The organism is Nocardia sp. JCM 38205 (genome assembly GCF_058222935.1).
Genome location: NZ_JBYHFL010000003.1, coordinates 795,028 through 812,068, shown reverse-complemented (window position 1 = coordinate 812,068; position 17,041 = coordinate 795,028). Strand labels below are relative to the sequence as shown.

Below are 17,041 nucleotides of genomic sequence, written 5' to 3'. Positions count from 1 at the left end.
CCATCCACGTGCCCTGGCGTAAGCCAGATCCGACGCGAAGGGGAAGTCGAGCCCAGGCGTGAGCCCCGTCGAGTGGGATCGGAGCATCACGCCTGGGGCACACCGCTCAGGCGGAGGTGAAACGACCGTTGACGATCGCGGTGGTGAAGTTTCGCCATTCGGTGGGAGCGAAGGCGAGTGCGGGGCCCGTTGGGTTCTTTGAGTCTCGGACGCCGACAAAGTCGTTATCGAGCCAGGCGACCTCGACACATTCGCCGGTCCCCTGGCTGTGGCTGCTCTTGAACCACTGGGCAGATGCTAGGTCGATACTCACGCCAAGTACTCCTTCGCTACCTGCCGTAGCAGGCTCCTGCTGGTTACAGCATCCAGAGCCTGACCGCGGATGCTGTCGCAGGTTTGACGGTAGCACGCAACATCTTCCGGCTTCTCCAGATACAAATTGCCGACTGTGCTTCCTTCGATGAATACGACCGGAGGCTCTGTCAGCTTCGCCGTCGCGCCCGGGCGGAAGTCCAGGATCACGCAGGGGCCGACCGACAGACCGCCAGGGAACCCCGCGCTGAAGGGCAATACGCGCAACTCGACGTTCGGCAGTGTCGATACGTCGGCCAGTTTCCTCAACTGCGCAGCCATCACCTTCGGACTACCGTTGACCCTCCGCAGCGCAGACTCACCGATGACGGCATCAACGGAAACCGGTTGCCGCTTGCGGGAAACGATGTGCTGACGCCGCAACCTCAGCTGAACCCACGCCTCTTGCAGTTCGCTGCTCGCGTTCGGGAAGGCAGCGCGGTTCAAGGCGCGAACGTAGTCGGCGGTTTGGAAAAGACCTGGTACCAACTCTGGTTGATACGTCGTGATTCCGACCGCAGCGGACTCGAGCCCGAAGTACACATCGAAGTCTCTCGGTATCAGGTCTCCGAACTCATGCCACCAACTTTTCACGTCAGCTTGCTTCGCCAGCCCTTTGAACGCGGCGGTCAAATGGTCTGGAACCCCGTAGAGCTCACAGGCCGCCTCGACGTGTGCAATGTTGACTCTGCTGTTCTGCCCGTGTTCGAGCCGGTACAAACTGCTGGAGCCGATCCCAAGTAGTTCAGCTGCCTGATTCTGACTCAGGCCGACGCGTGTGCGCCAATCCATCAGGTATTGCCCCAGTTGGCGTCGCGGCAAGGTAGATCCGGTGTCCTGCATGGAGTCCTCCCCATCGAGGGCGGGCCGTTCGACCCGCGAAACGGGTAGAGCAAGGGCACTGCCACGGGAGAAATGCTGGGCGTTTACGCAATCCGAGCCGGACGGCCCCACATCGACCACATATGCCCCGGGCAGATGGTTCGCTGATGCTCGCCCGATGCCGCCCCCGAAGAATCCAACCTCAAGGTACCAGCATCGGCAGCCAGCGGAAACGCTTATCCCAGAACCTGATCGGAGCCCGATGGAGTGGAGGTCATATGCACTGAACCCGGCCGTTCGAACCGGCCGTTCCGAACGCGGTCACCGCGCACTGTCAGAAGTAGGCGTCTTCTTCCTTCTCACGCAGCGTCCGCACACCGTCATCGAGCCACCTGCTGAACGCGCTCGTGAAATCCTGCGGCTGCGCGGGGCGCACGTCGAGATGAGTGCGATTGCGGTGCTCGAGGTAGCGGCCGTCGCCGGTGATGTCGTACCACTGCATGGCCCGGAAACGGCTGTGCGGAGCATGGAAATTGCCGAGCCGGAGGATCGCATTGCCACCACCATCGGCAGGTCGAAGCGCCAGCCGCTCGAAGCGCTGACGCTCGCGCGTGTGCGTATCGGCGCCGAAATAGCCGGTGTCCGAAGGTGGTTTGAGGTCCTGAAGGTCGAACTGGGCGGGCCGTTCACTACCGGGCGAACAAGGTGGAATGGACGCCGTGAGCGCGGTGGGAAGTTGCTCCGCACGGATCAGCTGAGCGCGGATGTCACCGAATTCCTCGCCGATGGCGGTCTGGCTGAGTATCACGGCATAGGAGTAGTTGCGGGCGCCGACGATACGCAGGTCCTTACGGGTGCGGCCGTCGCTGTTGCGGTGCACCTTCGAACCGAAGAAGATTTCGATCCGCATCTCGCAGTTCGCCAGGGTGTGTTTGAGCAGGTCGATGCGCTCGCGTTCGTCGCCGGTGTATTGGGCGCGGACAGCGGCGCGGTGGGCCTCGAAGGCGTTGATGGTCGCGAAGCGGCTGCGATAGCGCAGCGGCGGGGGCATCCGGTCATTTCCTTCGTCGTACCAGAGGGCGGCGAATGTGTCCGGCTCCCATGTCCAGGCCATGCGAATGAAATCCATTCCAGTAGTGCGAAATTCGGGAGGAGATCGAGTGCTCGGAGGATCGGGCCGTTGATTCGCCGCGTCGACCGGTGTGCGGCCGGGACCACTGATACAGGTCCCGGCCGGCCGTCATGCGTCGAGCCACTCGATGGTCGGTCTCGGTGTAGAGAGCGTCCGCATCGCCGCATCAGCAGTCGTACCGATCTGCTGTGCAGTTCTGCGGCACACCGCGCTCCGATCAGGTCTGTGGCGGCCCATCTGCCGGACGGGCTGCGGGAATATCGGCTCCGAGCACACCGCCGGGGATCGTCCGGGGCTCATCACCCAGCAGTTCGCGAGCGTTCTCCTCATTGATGAGCCAGTCAGGCGTCTTACGGTCGGACTCGTTTTCGTTTCCGCCACCACGTCCGGCGCCGGGTGCACCCATCATCGGCATCCCGCCCCGTCCCATACCCGAACCGGCCCCGCCGCCTGCACCCGCCGCCGCGGCCGCGGGCATACCGGTCACCGGCGTGCCCGCGACGCTGCGTCCAGCGCCCGGAACACCGGCACCGGGCAGACCGGTCGAACCCGACGAACCGCCCGAACCGCCACCGGAGCCGGGGAAGCCGCCACCCGAGCCGGGCAACCCCGAGGTCGACGCCGCGGATGTCGTCGGACTGGTAGGTGCGCTGCTCGGCACGGCGCTTGCAGGAGTCGTGGACGTGGGGTCGGTCGAGGACGGAGTGGTGGTGGTGTCGTCTGTCGTCGAGTCGTCCGTTGTTTCGTCCTCGGTCCCTTCCTCGGTTCCGGGCACTTCTTCCTCGCCGGTTCCGTCTTCGCCGCCGGTTCCTCCGCCGGTACCGCCGCCACCGCCAGTGCCGCCACCACCGTTGCCGCCGCCGTTGCCGTCGCCACCGCCTGTGCCGTCGTCGGGGGGTAGTTCCCCGACGGCAACCGGATCGCGTGGCTGGGGCAGAACCGGAATCGTCGCGTCGACAAGCAGCGCCTTGGCGGTGTACGCCGCTTGGACGTGCTTCTGGGCCGCCTCCTCCGCGTCACCGTCCTTATCGCCGTCCCACCAGTCGCCGGGGTTCCACGGGCTCTGCGGGTCGTCGGTGAACGGGGTCATGTTCTTCTTGGTGTTGAGGACCGCGTCCACCATGTCGCCGACCCGCGTGCTCAAGGCGTTCAAAGCAGGCGTCAGATTCGTTGCGTCGGTGGCGTAATCGGAAATCGCCTGCCGCGAAGCCTGCGCAGCGGGGCCATCCCAGGCCGATTCGCTGGAACGGCGAATCCGGGCAGCGAACAGGGTGACGTTCTGCTCCCATTCCCTGGCGATGGTCGCGTAGTCGTCCTTGGCGATATTTGCCTCGGACGGATCCATTGCCTCAAATGTGTCGTGAAGAGTGATATGCGACTCTTTCACCACGTACTCAGCGTCTTTGAGCCGCCGTTCCTCGTGTCCGAAGGTCTCGGTCATTTCTTCCCCTGCATACCCTGCGGTATCGAGGCCATCGCCTGGTTGTACTCGGCCGCGAAGGTGCTGTCGGTCTGCTGATAGCGTTCAGCGATCACCCGGTGGAGTTCCTGGATGCTGTCGACGATCTGGTAGTGGCGCTCCAAGATCGCGTGCACGTTGTTGCCGTTGAAATCGTTTTGGGCCTTGCCCCGAAAAGACTGCACCACCGTATTTCCAGTGATGATCCACGGGACACCCTCACCCAGACCCCACTTTTCGCGACCGGAAATGTCCGTCGCGATGGTTTGCAGGTTTTGGATCGTGTCTTTCATGGCCTGACAGTCGCGGTCGATATAGACGAACTCCTCGGCATTGACCCGGACGCTGTCGTTGAACGATACCGACACCTGGCCCTCCCTGGCCGCGTCGATGATGTCCTGCATCGGCCGCTTATTCTCTTCGGTCACGGTCGAGTCCCCTCCCTGCTCGCGGTACAGATTCTCACACTCACGCCCCTGCCGGGATCAACGGCAAAACCTTGCCTGCCAGTCGCAATACGATGTCGCACGCGGGCTCGTGCCCCGTCTTCCGACGTGAGTTGGGGTTATCGACCATGATCTCGAGGCTGCCGCCCTCCATCTGCGCGTTCAACCGGCATTGCGTCGTATCCCCAGCATCATCGGGCGCATAGAGCACGGTGCGACCGCTGACGGTTCCCTCTTGAGTACCGGGATTGGCCTTCTCCCGGATCATCTCCAACGTCAGGTTAGTGGCGCTGATGCTTGTCCCGTATCCGTCCGAGACGACCCAACGACAACCACGCCACTTGATCTCCCCGCGCTGCATATTGTCCTTCGACGCCTCGCCCCCCGTCGAATGCAACCCCTCCGAGTCCAGCACCTCCTGCGGAATATCCTCACAGGGCGCGAACCCGCTCGGTACATCCTCGGCAATGGACTGCCCGGCAGCGGACGTCCCCGTCGACCCTCCCGCCGGCTCGGCCGTCCCATCGGTCGACGACCCACACCCCGCCAGCACCATTACCGCGCTCAGCCCGGCCGCCACGGCATACGCCGACTTGCGCATGAGATTCATCATTCCCCTAAGCCGATGCCCGATACCTGCTGTACGCCGGGCCCGGACCGGCTCCTCCGCCCCCGCGAAAACTACCGTTGACCGTATCGGGCACCAGTCCAGCTGGCAACCGGCGAACCGGTTCGGCCCGGCGCGAACCGCTCACCGGTTTTCCATGCACGGATCCTGCGCATGCCCACCCCGATCCGGGGGGATTACCCGCTGGGCGTGCAGGGCGAGTTAGCGATAACTGTTCGACGATCGTGTCGAGATCGACCTCCGGACGGCAGTACCGGCTACGGAAATCCTCACCCACCTGCCGTGGATCCATGGCGAGCGAGCGCGGGTCCACGCTGCTCGTTCAGCTCGGCGCCGGCCACCATCTCGAGCTCCTCCCCGTCAACGCCCTGCATATTTTGCCCGAGAGGCGATATCAGAATTCCCGCGCACATGCTGAAACGGATACTTCTGGTTCGGCCGCGTCGGCTCACCGCGCCAGGAAATGCCACCCGAGCCAGATCCACAGTGGAAGGGTGAGCAGGCGAGCGGTTCGGGTGCGAAGGGCCAGGGCTACGACGAGGGTGGGGTTGCGCGCGGAGGAACGCTCCGAGGCCATAGGTCGCAGGATACGGCCGACTGGCTAGGTTGAGTGGGTGAGTTCTACTGAAGGCATGGTGCGGGTCCTCGCGCACGAGGCGGAACCGGAGTTCGCGCTGGGTCTCGATACCCGCCTGACCCTCGTCGCCACCGGCCTGATCTTCCTGTCGGCGCTGGTCCTGGGCACGTGGAAGTACCACGGCATCCGCACCTCGCCCGACGGTGCCGCGCACATCTACGTCGACATCGCGCACCGCGCGGCCCTCATGTATGCCTTCGCCGGCCTGATCCTGGCGGTGTTCACCGAGCTCAGCGCCTGGCCGACGGCGGTGAACCTGACCGCAGACGCGATCGTGCTCGCGTTCTTCGCCGGCGCCATCGCCACCTACGCCTGGCACGGGTACCGGCGCGACACCACCAACCAGTTCCACGGCGATATCGACCCGAGCATGCGGCTGTCGATGTTCGCCCTCATCGCCGGTGAGATCGGCGGCTTCCTGGTGCTGTTCGCAGGCTTCCTCGTCGGCCAGTTCTGACGATCCTCAGACCGCGGCGACTCGTTTGGCGAGATCCTCGGCCAGTTGCTCAGCGCGAGCGAGGTCGGTGGCTTCGACCATTACCCGGATGAGCTGCTCGGTTCCGCTGGGCCGCAACAGGACCCGGCCCGAATCAGCGAGCGAGCGTTCGGCTTCGGCGACGGCGTCGAGGACGTCGGTCGCGGCCATCACCGCCGCCTTGTCGCTGACCGGCACATTCACCAGAATCTGCGGCACGGTCTGCAACACCGACGCCAGGTCGGCCAGGGTGCGGCCGGTGGCGGCCATGCGGGCCATGAGTTTGAGGCCGGTGAGGATGCCGTCACCAGTGGTGCCGTGGGCCGGGAGTACCACGTGGCCGGACTGTTCGCCGCCGAGGGTGAAGTGCCCGCGGCGCAGCTCCTCGAGCACATAGCGGTCGCCGACAGCGGTGGTGCGCACGGTGATTCCGGCCTCGCGCATAGCGATGTGCAGGCCGAGGTTGCTCATCACGGTGGCGACCAGAGTGTTCTCGGCGAGTTCGCCGGCATCACGCATGGCCAGCGCGAGGATCGCGAGGATGGCGTCACCGTCGACGACATTGCCCGCGGCGTCGACGGCCAGGCACCGGTCGGCATCGCCGTCGTGGGCAAGGCCGAGGTCCGCACCGTGTTCGCGGACCGCGCTCCGCACCTGGTCGAGGTGGGTGGAGCCGCACCCGTCGTTGATATTGAGGCCGTCGGGGTCGGCGTTGATCGCGATGACGTTCGCGCCCGCTTCCCGGTACGCGGCCGGGCCCACCTCGGAGGCGGCGCCGTGCGCGCAATCGACCACCACGGTGAGCCCGTTGAGCTCCTGCCCGGTGGCCTCCACCAGATGCTCGACATAACGCTCATGCGTTCCGGCGAGGCTGTACTGATCGGGAAGGGCGAACCCGTGATCGCGCACACCGGTCGAGCCGAGGACCCGGCCGATTCCGGCACCGGTGGGGCGCACCGGAGGCTCGTTCATGAGGGCCTCGATCCGGTCCTCGATAGCGTCGTCGAGCTTGCGCCCACCGGCGGCGAAGATCTTGATCCCGTTGTCGGGCATGGGATTATGCGAGGCGGAGATCATCACGCCGAGGCACGCGTCGTAGAGTCCGGTGAGATAGGCGACCGCGGGCGTCGGCAGCACGCCGACCGACAGCACATCGACCCCGGCGGCGGTGAGCCCCGCGGTGACGGCGGCTTCCAGCATCTCCCCGCTGGCTCGCGGATCGCGCCCGACCACAGCCAGCGCGCGCTTCTTGCCGCGACTCAGAATCTGCGCCGCCGCGCCGGACACGCGCAGCGCCAATTCCGGAGTCAGCGACTCATTGGCCAGTCCGCGAACCCCATCGGTGCCGAACAGACGTCCCATACCTCGTCCCTCGATCGATGCAACCTGCCGCGTCCGCGCCCGCCCCACGAACGCCGCCCTTCCATACAGCACGAGAGCAGGCGCCCAGCGATGCTGGATGCCTGCTCTCGTACAGGTGCCGCGCCGACCGTACCGCTTCCGGCACCAGCACGGTGCCGGAAGCGTGCAGTCGACGATGCGAAAATCAGCGCTTCGAGTACTGAGGCGCCTTACGGGCCTTCTTCAGACCGTACTTCTTGCGCTCGGTGGCACGCGGGTCACGAGTCAGGAAGCCGGCCCGCTTCAGGGCGGGACGATCCTCGGGGGTGACCTCGATCAGCGCACGGGCGATGGCCAGGCGCAGCGCGCCGGCCTGGCCCGACGGGCCGCCGCCGACCAGGCGAGCGTGCACGTCGAAGCTCTCGGTGCGCTCGACGGTGACCAGCGGGGACTTCACCAGCTGCTGGTGCACCTTGTTCGGGAAGTAGTCCTCGATGGTGCGGCCGTTGAGCACGAAGTTACCGGTGCCAGGCAGCAGCCGGACGCGGACGACGGCTTCCTTGCGGCGGCCGACGGTCTGCACCGGACGGTCGATGACCACCGGGCTGTAGGTCGCCTCGGAGTCGTAACCGACCTCTTCGTAACCGGCGCCGTCCTCGACCACCTCGACGGTGGTGTCCTCGGCGGTGTATTCCTCGTTGAATTCCTCGGGAGCGGTCACTGGGCCACCTGCTTGATCTCGAACGGAACGGGCTGCTGGGCGGCGTGCGGGTGGTTCGGGCCCGCGTAGACCTTCAGCTTGCCCGCGATCGCGTTACCGAGCTTGTTCTTCGGGATCATGCCCTTGACGGCCTTCTCCACGAGACGATCGGGCCGCGACTCCAGCACCTGACCGACAGTGCGCGACTTGAGGCCGCCCGGATGCCCGGAGTGGTGGTGGATGAGCTTGTCCTGCTTCTTGTTACCGCTGATGGCAACCTTGTCAGCGTTGATGATGATGACGAAATCGCCACCATCGACGTGCGGAGCGTAGGTCGGCTTGTGCTTGCCACGCAGCAGATTCGCTGCCTGAACGGCAAGACGGCCGAGCACTACGTCAGTGGCGTCGATGACGTACCACTTACGGGTCACGTCACCCGCCTTCGGGCTGTACGTAGGCACAGTGCTTCCCTGTCTGTCGTCGGTGCTGCCGGCCCGGTGTGTGGTCGAGGTTGTTCCCGGCGGCCGGTTGAGACCCGGGCCTCGGCATGCCACACACCAGCTGGCCACGATACCAGTCGGGTATGGGTGCGGCGAAACCGGAGCGTACGCCCCGGCCGCCGCGGTGGCTCAGATCTCGAGCGGCGGCCCGAAGTCGGCTGCTCCCGGCGGGCCGGGCACCAGGTAGCGCAGGGTGTTGACGCCGGGTTGCTCGCATTCGGCGGGCAGCGTGCCGCGCACCGCGGCGATGCCCGACGGCGGTTCCAGGATCGCTTCCGGGGTGAGTGAGCAGGCCACCGGTTCCACGCTGGTGCCGGCGCCTGCGGCGAACTCGGCCGCCCCCGCCTCCGACGACATCGCGAAGGCAACGAGCGCGACCGCACCGGCCGCTGCCTGGGCTCCGAAGAGGTTTCCCTTCATCTTGTCCCACACCTTGCCCTTATCACGGTCGGGGTGGTCGTCGTGATCTCGACTCTGCGGCGCAGCCGGCGGAGCTTGCTGAGCCGGCCGCGCGTCGGACGCGGGCGCACCGCTCATCTCCGGCGGCCGGGTGAACCGGCTCGCGGCCGGCTCCGCGCCCGGCGCAGCGCTGTGCCGCCCCCGGCCCTCGGTCATCGGCGGCCGGTCCCGCATCTGGGGCGCAGGCGGTGGCGGCCCCTGCTGCATCGGTGGACGTTGCGCACCCGGTGGTTGCTGCGGCGGGCGGGCAGCCTGCGGACTCTGTTGCGGCGGCGCCGGGCGCGACGGCGGCGGCGCGGGCTGGGCGGGCCTGCCGCCGGGCTCCGGTTCGCCCCCATCGCTCTCGCTCAACACCAGATGCGCGGCCCCGAGCACGAGCGCGTGCATGGGATGGTCGGCGCTGTGCAGACGCTGGCCGAGGTGGTTCTGGAAGGCCAGCCGGATCGGATCGTTGAAGCAGACGTTTCCGGCCAGCAGCACCGTCGAGGTATCGGCGCCGATCGCCCGCGCGGCCGCCATGACCTCGATGACGGCGTCGTCGGCGGAGCGGGCGTCGCGGGTGGCCTCGGGCGGGATGGCTACGTCGACCGATTCGGTGGGCTGTTCGTCGTCGGCGTGCACCGCGACCACCAGCATGGTGCGCCCATCGGAATAGACGCCGGTGGCGCCGACGCCGCGGGGATTCATCCGGTCGGGCGGGCGGACCAGCCCGAGCGCGCGCACATACCCCGACAGCGCGACCGACTCCGGCAGCGGTTCGACGGTGACGTCGAGCTGCTCGACCAGTTCGCAGTAGGTGTCGACCTTCTCGTCCGGCCAGCCGTCCGGGTACGGCAGCGCGACCACGTCGGGCTTGCCGCTCAGATACTTGCCGACCGCGGCCAGCGGGTTGTACAGCCGCGCCCGGAACACCAGCTCGGCAGGCCAGGTGGCACCGGCGATGACGATCTGCGGATGCCCGAGGATGTCGCGCACATCGGCGATGGCCATGCCGAGATCGGGCCGCTGCCGGTCCAACCCTGCGGTATGCAGCCTGCCGGAGGCGTCCGCCAGCAGATATGCGGGAGTGGTGTAGCTACCCTCGACCTGGACCGGGCGGATCGGGGTGCCCCCACCGCCTGCGGCCACGGACACCACATCCCACCCGAGATGTATTGCCCCTACTCGCACCGTCACAGGCATCAGTGTGCCTGCTGTGCGCGCGACACGCTCGGCGCACCGGCAGACCGGCCGCTACCGGCGACGACACGCCCGCTCATGACGCGGACTTCTTCAGTCGTAGGCGGTGCCAGGTGATCACCGACAGGATCGCGGTCACCACCAGGAGCATCGCGATGTCGAGCAGCCAGATGCCAGCACTGTGCTCCCAGAGCGTGTCGGGCTGGGCGTTGGCGAACAGCGTGCGGATGTCGACGGTGGACGCCGCGGCCGCATAACCCCAGCGCGAGGGGAACAGCCAGGAGATCTGCTCGAGCACCACGCGATCGGTCACCGGGATCATGCCGCCGGCCATCACCAGCTGCACCATGATCGTCACCACCAGCAGTGGCATGACCTGCTCGTTGGACTTGGCCAGCGTCGACAAGGCCAGGCCGACGACGACACACGACACCGCGGTGAAGGCGACGCCCACATACAGTTCGAGGCTGCCGGACGGTATCAACGCTCCCGCGCCGGGCGGATTCTTCCCCGCCAGCGCGATGCCGATGAGCACCGCCGACTGCAACAGGGCGGCGACGCTGAAGACCACGATCTTGGCCATGGCGTAGGCCGAGGGCAGCAGGCCGACCGCGCGCTCCCGGAAGAAGATGGTGCGCTCGCCGACCAGGTCGCGCACGGTCAGCGTCGAACCCATGAAGCAGGCGCCGAGCACGAGAACCACCAGCAGCTGCTGGGTTTCGCCGCCGCCCTGGTGGACGAAGATCTGCTCGCCATTGGGCCCGGGCACCGGCACCTGCGGTCCGGGCGCGAATCCGTTCTCACCCGGGACGACCAGCGTCAGCACGCCGAGCACGAACGGCAGGATCACCAGGAACGCGAGGTACCCGCGGTCGGCCAGGATCAATCGAACCTGCCGCCGTACCAAGGTGGAGAACTGGCGCCACCCGCTCGATTGCGGCGGACTGCCCATCGCGCCGTGCCGCATCGGCGCGGGCGGAGGCGGCGGCGGTATGAACGCCTGCCGCGACCGGTACGCCGCGAACGCCTGATCCGGGTTCGCCGCGACATTGGCGAAGATCTCCGCCCAGTCGCTGGTCCCGAGCGCACTGCCGACACCGGCCGGGTTGCCGGCGTAGGCGGTCTTACCGCCGGGGGCCAGCAGCACGACCTGATCGCACATGTCCAGGCAGGCCACCGAGTGGGTGACCACGATGACGACGCGGCCGGCGTCGGCCAGCTCGCGCAGCATCACCATGACCTGACGGTCCAGCGCCGGGTCCAGGCCGGAGGTGGGCTCGTCCAGGATCAGCAGCGACGGACCGGTGAGCAGTTCCAGCGCCACCGATGCCCGCTTGCGCTGACCACCCGAGAGCCGATCCACCCTGGTATCGGCATGCTCGGTGAGCGAAAGTTCTTTCAGCACACCGTCGATGACCTGCTGCCGGTCGGCGCTCGAGGTGTCGGGCGGCAGCCGCAGCTCGGCGGCGAAGCCGAGCGCCTGACGCACGGTGAGCTGCCGGTGCAGCACATCGTCCTGCGGGACCATGCCGATACGGGACCGCAGCGCTTCGTATTCGGCGTGCAGGTTGCGGCCTTCGAAGGTGACCACACCGCCCGAGGGCTGGGTATTGCCCGCGATGAGCTTCGACAGCGTCGATTTACCCGCACCGGACGGGCCGATCAACGCGGTGAGCGTGCCGCGCCCGGCTTGCAGGTTGACGTCGACGAGCAGCTGCTTGTTGCCCTCTACCGTGAATCCGACCCCGTGCACATGCAGGCCCTGCTCGGCGACCGGACGCTGCCGGTGCACCAGGGTGCCCTGCTGGACCACGAAGTCGACGTTGCCGATGGTGATGATGTCGCGCTCGCGCAGCACCGTGCGCTGCTGGCGGACACCGTTGACGAAGGTGCCGTTGGCCGAGCCGAGGTCCTCGATGGTCAGGCCCTCGGAGCCGGCCACCAACCGGGCATGCCTGCGCGAGGCCAGCGGATCGTTGACCACGATCTGGTTGTCGGCGGTACGGCCGATCGCCAGTCCGCCGGCGGGCAACCGGTCCGCGCGCGCGATCGGCGAGGTCGACGGCCTGGCCCGCACCGGAGGCAGCGACGACGTATCGGCTTTGGTCGTCATATTGATATTGACGTTGGGGGCCGCCGGTTGCGGCTGCGGCGCACTGTGGAATCCGGCGATCCGGCTCGCCCCCGATTGCGGACCGGAGTGCGGACGCTGCGGCGGCGCGGGCGGCGGCCGTAACCCCTGACGCGGCGGTTGCACCGGATGCTGCGGCTGCGACGGATGCTGCGGCGGACGAGCTCGAGGCGCCGCGGGCAGCAGATGCAACAGCGGCCCGGTGATCGCGTCACCGAGCCGCACCTGCATGGGCCGATCAATGGAGACGGGCCGGCTGAGCCGGGCCGCGTCGACGAACACACCGTTGGTGCTGCCGTTGTCGCGCAGCACCCAGGCACCCCCCTGCCAGGCCAAGATCGCGTGTACCCGTGAGACCAGCGGACTGTCCACGAAGAGGGTCACTTCCGGCGCGCGGCCCATCGTGACCTGCTGGCTCGAATCGAAAATTCGTTCGGTTCCATCATGGCGCACGGTGATGGTCTGCGCCCCCGGTGAAGACATGCAGCGGATACTATTCCATCACCCGGACATCGGCGGTGCCCCCGATGCGCCATGCCCCGTTCCGGCGACCGAAACACCGACCGACCGGCCGACGAGGGGGAGGAACCGATGCGGCAACGTCGTGCGACCGCCGTCATCATCGCCGTGCTGTGCGCGGTCACCGCGCTGGTGGGATGCACCCGATCCGTGGACGGGCGGGCCGTCTCGATCTACGACGATCCGTTCAAGGTGGCAGGCCTGCCCACCACCAGCGGCCCGAGCGGCCCGCGCCCCGACGTCCCCGACAGCGAGCTCACCGCACGCAACGGCGACGGCGGCGAGGTCGACACCCTCGCGCTCAACGCTGTCGAGGACATCCAGGCCTATTGGGCCGAGGTGTACCCCGAGGAATTCGAGGGCGAGTTCGAACCGGTCGACAAGCTGGTCTCCTGGAGCGCCAAGGCCGGCCGCAACGATTCCGTCGAGTTCTGTACCGAAACCACCTACCGCCTTGTCAATGCGGCCTACTGCCGGCTCGACAACTCCATCGGCTGGGATCGTGCGCTGCTGCTACCGACCATGGAGGAAACCTTCGGCAAGATGTCGGTGGTCATGGTGCTGGCACACGAATACGGGCACGCCATCCAGACCATGTCCAAGATCGTCGACCGCAAAGACCCGGTGATCGTCAAGGAACAGCAGGCCGACTGCTTTGCCGGCGCGTTCATGCGCCATGTCGCCGAAGGTAAGTCGAAGCACTTCACCATCAACACCTCCGACGGCCTCAATTCCGTGCTCGCGGCGACCGTCGCTATCCGCGACTCCGACCCCGATGATCCGGAGAGCGTGCACGGTTCGGCGTTCGAGCGGGTCACCGCCGTACAGATCGGATTCACCGACGGCCCCAAGGGCTGCAAGGCCATCGACATGGACGAAATCGAGCGCCGCCGTGGCGATCTGCCGCAGAGCTTCGAAGGCGACGCCAACCGCGGCGAATACCCGATCACCAAAGAGAACCTGATCGAGCTGAGCAAGGCGCTGGCCGCGATCCTGCCGATCGACGGCGACCCCACCTACAGCTACGACGGCGCGCAGGTCGACTGCAGCAACGGCACCACCACCGAACCGGTGAGCTACTGCCCCGCCAGCAATACCATCGCCACCGACATCCCCGGCCTGGCCGAACGCGGCACCTCCGACACCGACCCGGATGATCCGCTGCCGGTGAAGGTGACCGGCGATTACAACGGTTACGTCGTCTTCATCGCCCGCTACGCGCTGGCCGTGCAGCGTGATCAGGGGCAGCAGTTGGTCGGCGCCAAGACCGGGTTGCGCTCGGCGTGCCTGTCCGGTGTGGTCACCGGCAAGCTCGCCGAACCGGGCAGGCCGCCATCGGAAGGCGATATCACCCTGGCCGCAGGCGATCTGGACGAAGCGGTGTCCGGGCTGCTCACCGACGGGCTGGCCGCCAGTGACATCAAGGGTCAGACCGTGCCAAGCGGTTTCGCCCGCGTCGACGCCTTCCGCGCCGGCGTGCTGAACGGCGAGACCACCTGCATGTCGCGGTACTCCTGAGCGTCAGCCGAACGGTGGCGGCGCCGCCGGATCGAAGCGCAGCACCCGGTTACCGATCATGATCTCGGTACCCGGCAGCAAGACCATCGGCTGATTCGGTGGCAGCCGCACCCAGTCGCGATACCCGGCCACCCGGGTGCGGGTGCCGTTGGTCGAGCCGCGGTCCACCAGCGTCACATCCCAATTGACCAGCACGATGTCGGCGTGCGCGCGCGACATCCCACCGGAGTTGTCCTCGATCTTGAGCGGGATCAGACCGCGGCGGGCCTGCTCGGAATGCTCCGGATCGCGCCCGATGACGGCGTCGGCGGCGAGCATGAACGTCATCCCGTCATCGAGCACAAGCATGCCGAGCGGCGGCCGGACCACCTCGCTCAACGCCTGCGTCTGATCGACCGGCATCCCGCAGACCGTGCAGAACGCCGAGCGCGGATCGCTGGGATGTGCCCGCGCGCATTTGAATCCCATCACCTTGACCGCGAGCGTGGTCGCGCGGGCGGTGGCCTCCAACCGCCGCTGCAGCTGCGGGTCGGGCCGCGGTGAGGGGTCGGTGCCGCGTTCTTCGGTCGTTTCCGGCGGTTGCCCGCCGTCGCTCAGGTCGAGCATCGAGGTCGAAGCCTGGGTGGGCGTCGCGTTCGGATCCGCCGGCGCCGATTGCGCCGCAGCGGGTTCCGGCGAACGTTCCTGGTCGATGCGTGCGGTCGGCAGTGGCGGCGGCGCCGACCGCCGATGCGAGCCACCCCCGGTATGTTCGGCGCCGGCCCGGCGCGGCGCATGGGCACGCACCTCATCGGACCAGACGATCGCCCCGCCCGCCTGGGCGATACCTTCCACCAGCCAGCCGATTCCACGTTCGGTGGGCAGCTCGGGCACTCGGCCACCGTTGTCATCGACGAACAGCGCGACCGCCTTCGACGGCACCGACGCCACCCGGTCCACGGTGAACGCCGCGTCGCTGCCCCGATACCGTTCGACCTGCTCCCCCGCGAGCACCGCGGTGACGGCGCCGTGCAGGAAGATCGCCACCCCGCCGTTCTCGGCATGCGACAGGATCCCGAAATCGATCGGACGGCCGGGGCTGATCTGTTCGGCGTCCTTCATCAACCAGCGCGTCGCGTTACGCGCGACCAACGCGCCAGGCCCGGCAGGTTGCTGTTCGGCCGCGTCGCTGACCAGCTCGGCCAGCGATTCCAGCGCTCGAACCGCAGGCGATTCCTGGGTGGGCTTCCCCCGATCCCGGTGCGCCACGACCACCACGGCACCCGCAACCCGGGCCGCCGCATGATTACCGGCGACCACCTCGACCTGCCGATCCTTCAACGGTATCGGCCCTCCCCTGGATCGGAATGCTGGATCGTCGCCACCAGACCAGAGTATTGCAATGCGAACAACACCGGTCCGGTTACCCGCGGTTCGTCAGCAGGCTCTGATCGGCGCCGGAGGCCTTCGGCGAACACGTTCGCATGTCCCACCGGTGCAGTACTATCCGGCTGACACACTCGAGTAAAGGGGGGAGCGTGCAGCTCACCGCGAGATCGCACCGTTTCCGGGCCGGGGTCGCCCTGTTGTTCGCCTGCGCTCTGGCCGCCTCGGGCTGCGGATCCGACACCGAGGCCGCCGAACCGGCCGTGGATCTGACCCAGCTCGATGTCGGCGGTTATGCGACGCTCCCGCGCGAGCTCGGCGCACCGAAGAACAAGGACGTCCCCCGGTTCGTCGAGGCCCAGCGCCTCGGCAACGTCATACCGCTACCGGTGGAGATCGACCCGAAGCTGGTGTATCAGCCGCCGGGTGCGGTGCGCCCGTTCCTGCTCCCCGACGAGTCCCACGGCAGTCCGATCCACCGGTGGATCAAGGAGGACAACTTCGCCAACGATGCGAAGGGGTTCATCTCCGGGTTCTCCGCGACCGGGCAGTCGAACAAGGTCAACAGCCTCGCCTACACGTTGTCGACCTCGGTGATGATCTTCTCCGATGCGAAGTCGGCGACCGACGCCGCCGCGAATCTGTCGCGGGCCGGGTTCTATGACGACGACAAGTATCCCGTCGAACCGGCGAAGCTCGACGAGCACCCCGCGGCCCAGGTGCGATACCAGCCCGGCATGCAGGTGCTGGCCTCCTGGCTGGCCCAGGACCGGTTCGTCATCGTCACCATCGTCTCGAACTACGAGAACAAGCTCCTCGGCGAGTCCGACCTGCCCGGCCTGTCCGCGCTGTCGGAGAAGGCCATCACCGCGACGAGCGCCGCCCTGGAGAAATTCGAGCCCACACCGCCGGACAAGATGATGGAGAACTCCATCGATCCCGACGGTATGCGCTCGATCTCGCTGCGCCGCCCTGAGGGCGATTCGTTCCTGAACGTGCCGGGCACCTACGACCTGCACGGCGCCCTGCACTTCCCCACCGACCCGGTCCAGCGTAGGCAGGAGCTCGAAGCCGCGGGCGTCGACCGCGTCGCGCACGACGCGGGTGAGCTGTACCGGACGGCCGATGCGGAGTCGGCACAAGAGCTGATGGACAAGTCCTCCCAGCTCAACCGGTTCTTCCGCAGCGCGGATTCGCCGAAGGGTCTGCCCCAGGCCACCTGCACCGAGTACAAGGGGCCGGCCCAGGGCGCGATTCGCTTCTACTGCCACGTCACCTACGACCGTTATTACGCGTTCATGGGCGCCGAACAGTTGCTGGACGCCCAGCAGCGGATATCCGCTCAGTACGCCATCCTGGCCAACTCCCAGTAGGACTGC

General features: G+C 67.1%; 16 protein-coding genes. 3 read left to right on the top strand and 13 right to left on the bottom strand.

The features are described 5' to 3' along the window. Positions 1-106: 106 nt before the first annotated feature. From AC4HOU_RS15245 to AC4HOU_RS15215, 7 genes are all read right to left on the bottom strand, one after another. Positions 107-313, bottom strand: coding sequence for a DUF397 domain-containing protein (locus AC4HOU_RS15245; protein ID WP_490724647.1), 207 nt, complete (start codon positions 311-313; stop codon positions 107-109). Beyond that, positions 310-1,194 (bottom strand): helix-turn-helix domain-containing protein, encoded by an 885-nt coding sequence (locus tag AC4HOU_RS15240; protein ID WP_163814579.1) that lies wholly within the window; start codon positions 1,192-1,194, stop codon positions 310-312. The genes AC4HOU_RS15245 and AC4HOU_RS15240 overlap by 4 nt, the downstream gene beginning before the upstream one ends. Before the next feature lie 313 nt (positions 1,195-1,507). Next, positions 1,508-2,287: an ESX secretion-associated protein EspG gene (locus AC4HOU_RS15235; RefSeq protein WP_490724646.1), complete on the bottom strand. Its 780-nt coding sequence runs from the start codon at positions 2,285-2,287 to the stop codon at positions 1,508-1,510. A 235-nt stretch (positions 2,288-2,522) separates the two neighbouring features. Then, positions 2,523-3,650: a WXG100 family type VII secretion target gene (locus AC4HOU_RS15230; RefSeq protein ID WP_490724645.1), complete on the bottom strand. Its 1,128-nt coding sequence runs from the start codon at positions 3,648-3,650 to the stop codon at positions 2,523-2,525. A 92-nt stretch (positions 3,651-3,742) separates the two neighbouring features. Further along, positions 3,743-4,192 carry a hypothetical protein gene (locus AC4HOU_RS15225; protein WP_280499691.1) on the bottom strand — a complete coding sequence of 150 codons (450 nt, stop codon included), beginning with the start codon at positions 4,190-4,192 and terminating at the stop codon, positions 3,743-3,745. Positions 4,193-4,232: 40 nt separating this feature from the next. Then, on the bottom strand, positions 4,233-4,811 hold the full coding sequence (locus AC4HOU_RS15220; protein ID WP_490724644.1) for a DUF3558 domain-containing protein: 579 nt from the start codon (positions 4,809-4,811) through the stop codon (positions 4,233-4,235). A 475-nt stretch (positions 4,812-5,286) separates the two neighbouring features. Continuing rightward, entirely contained in the window at positions 5,287-5,415 is a 129-nt protein-coding gene (locus AC4HOU_RS15215; RefSeq protein WP_228806394.1) for a DUF6186 family protein, read from the bottom strand. 55 nt (positions 5,416-5,470) lie between these two features. Between AC4HOU_RS15215 and AC4HOU_RS15210 the strand changes: the two genes are divergently transcribed. Further along, complete coding sequence (locus AC4HOU_RS15210) at positions 5,471-5,932, top strand: hypothetical protein (protein ID WP_194990462.1); 462 nt, start codon at positions 5,471-5,473, stop codon at positions 5,930-5,932. Between the two features lie 6 nt (positions 5,933-5,938). Here the strand turns inward: AC4HOU_RS15210 and glmM are convergent, their stop codons facing one another. The 5 genes from glmM to AC4HOU_RS15185 all read right to left on the bottom strand — a co-directional run bounded on the left by glmM (position 5,939) and on the right by AC4HOU_RS15185 (position 12,743). Beyond that, entirely contained in the window at positions 5,939-7,312 is a 1,374-nt protein-coding gene (gene glmM / locus AC4HOU_RS15205; protein ID WP_194990453.1) for a phosphoglucosamine mutase, read from the bottom strand. Positions 7,313-7,496: 184 nt separating this feature from the next. Then, positions 7,497-8,012: a 30S ribosomal protein S9 gene (gene rpsI / locus AC4HOU_RS15200; protein ID WP_490724643.1), complete on the bottom strand. Its 516-nt coding sequence runs from the start codon at positions 8,010-8,012 to the stop codon at positions 7,497-7,499. Continuing rightward, positions 8,009-8,452, bottom strand: coding sequence for a 50S ribosomal protein L13 (rplM, locus tag AC4HOU_RS15195; protein WP_036533407.1), 444 nt, complete (start codon positions 8,450-8,452; stop codon positions 8,009-8,011). The genes rpsI and rplM overlap by 4 nt, the downstream gene beginning before the upstream one ends. Before the next feature lie 168 nt (positions 8,453-8,620). After that, positions 8,621-10,132: a hypothetical protein gene (locus tag AC4HOU_RS15190; protein ID WP_490724642.1), complete on the bottom strand. Its 1,512-nt coding sequence runs from the start codon at positions 10,130-10,132 to the stop codon at positions 8,621-8,623. Positions 10,133-10,205: 73 nt separating this feature from the next. Further along, complete coding sequence (locus tag AC4HOU_RS15185; protein ID WP_194990452.1) at positions 10,206-12,743, bottom strand: FHA domain-containing protein; 2,538 nt, start codon at positions 12,741-12,743, stop codon at positions 10,206-10,208. Positions 12,744-12,851: 108 nt separating this feature from the next. On the opposite strand from AC4HOU_RS15185, the gene AC4HOU_RS15180 reads away from it, so the two are divergent. After that, positions 12,852-14,297 (top strand): neutral zinc metallopeptidase, encoded by a 1,446-nt coding sequence (locus tag AC4HOU_RS15180; RefSeq protein ID WP_194990451.1) that lies wholly within the window; start codon positions 12,852-12,854, stop codon positions 14,295-14,297. Between the two features lie 3 nt (positions 14,298-14,300). On the opposite strand, the gene AC4HOU_RS15175 is transcribed toward AC4HOU_RS15180, so the two are convergent. After that, positions 14,301-15,617 (bottom strand): FHA domain-containing protein, encoded by a 1,317-nt coding sequence (locus tag AC4HOU_RS15175; protein WP_490724641.1) that lies wholly within the window; start codon positions 15,615-15,617, stop codon positions 14,301-14,303. Between the two features lie 197 nt (positions 15,618-15,814). Between AC4HOU_RS15175 and AC4HOU_RS15170 the strand changes: the two genes are divergently transcribed. Further along, positions 15,815-17,035 carry a DUF7373 family lipoprotein gene (locus AC4HOU_RS15170; protein WP_195020654.1) on the top strand — a complete coding sequence of 407 codons (1,221 nt, stop codon included), beginning with the start codon at positions 15,815-15,817 and terminating at the stop codon, positions 17,033-17,035. Positions 17,036-17,041 lie beyond the last annotated feature (6 nt).

Excerpts from the sequence above, each read along its gene's own strand:
- AC4HOU_RS15240 (WP_163814579.1), bottom strand. The coding sequence starts at position 1,194 with ATGCAGGACACCGGATCTACCTTGCCGCGACGCCAACTGGGGCAATAC.
- AC4HOU_RS15180 (WP_194990451.1), top strand. The coding sequence starts at position 12,852 with ATGCGGCAACGTCGTGCGACCGCCGTCATCATCGCCGTGCTGTGCGCG.
- glmM (WP_194990453.1), bottom strand. The coding sequence starts at position 7,312 with ATGGGACGTCTGTTCGGCACCGATGGGGTTCGCGGACTGGCCAATGAG.
- AC4HOU_RS15230 (WP_490724645.1), bottom strand. The coding sequence starts at position 3,650 with ATGGATCCGTCCGAGGCAAATATCGCCAAGGACGACTACGCGACCATC.
- AC4HOU_RS15215 (WP_228806394.1), bottom strand. The coding sequence starts at position 5,415 with ATGGCCTCGGAGCGTTCCTCCGCGCGCAACCCCACCCTCGTCGTAGCC.
- AC4HOU_RS15210 (WP_194990462.1), top strand. The coding sequence starts at position 5,471 with ATGGTGCGGGTCCTCGCGCACGAGGCGGAACCGGAGTTCGCGCTGGGT.
- AC4HOU_RS15235 (WP_490724646.1), bottom strand. The coding sequence starts at position 2,287 with ATGGCCTGGACATGGGAGCCGGACACATTCGCCGCCCTCTGGTACGAC.
- AC4HOU_RS15220 (WP_490724644.1), bottom strand. The coding sequence starts at position 4,811 with ATGCGCAAGTCGGCGTATGCCGTGGCGGCCGGGCTGAGCGCGGTAATG.
- AC4HOU_RS15185 (WP_194990452.1), bottom strand. The coding sequence starts at position 12,743 with ATGTCTTCACCGGGGGCGCAGACCATCACCGTGCGCCATGATGGAACC.
- AC4HOU_RS15190 (WP_490724642.1), bottom strand. The coding sequence starts at position 10,132 with ATGCCTGTGACGGTGCGAGTAGGGGCAATACATCTCGGGTGGGATGTG.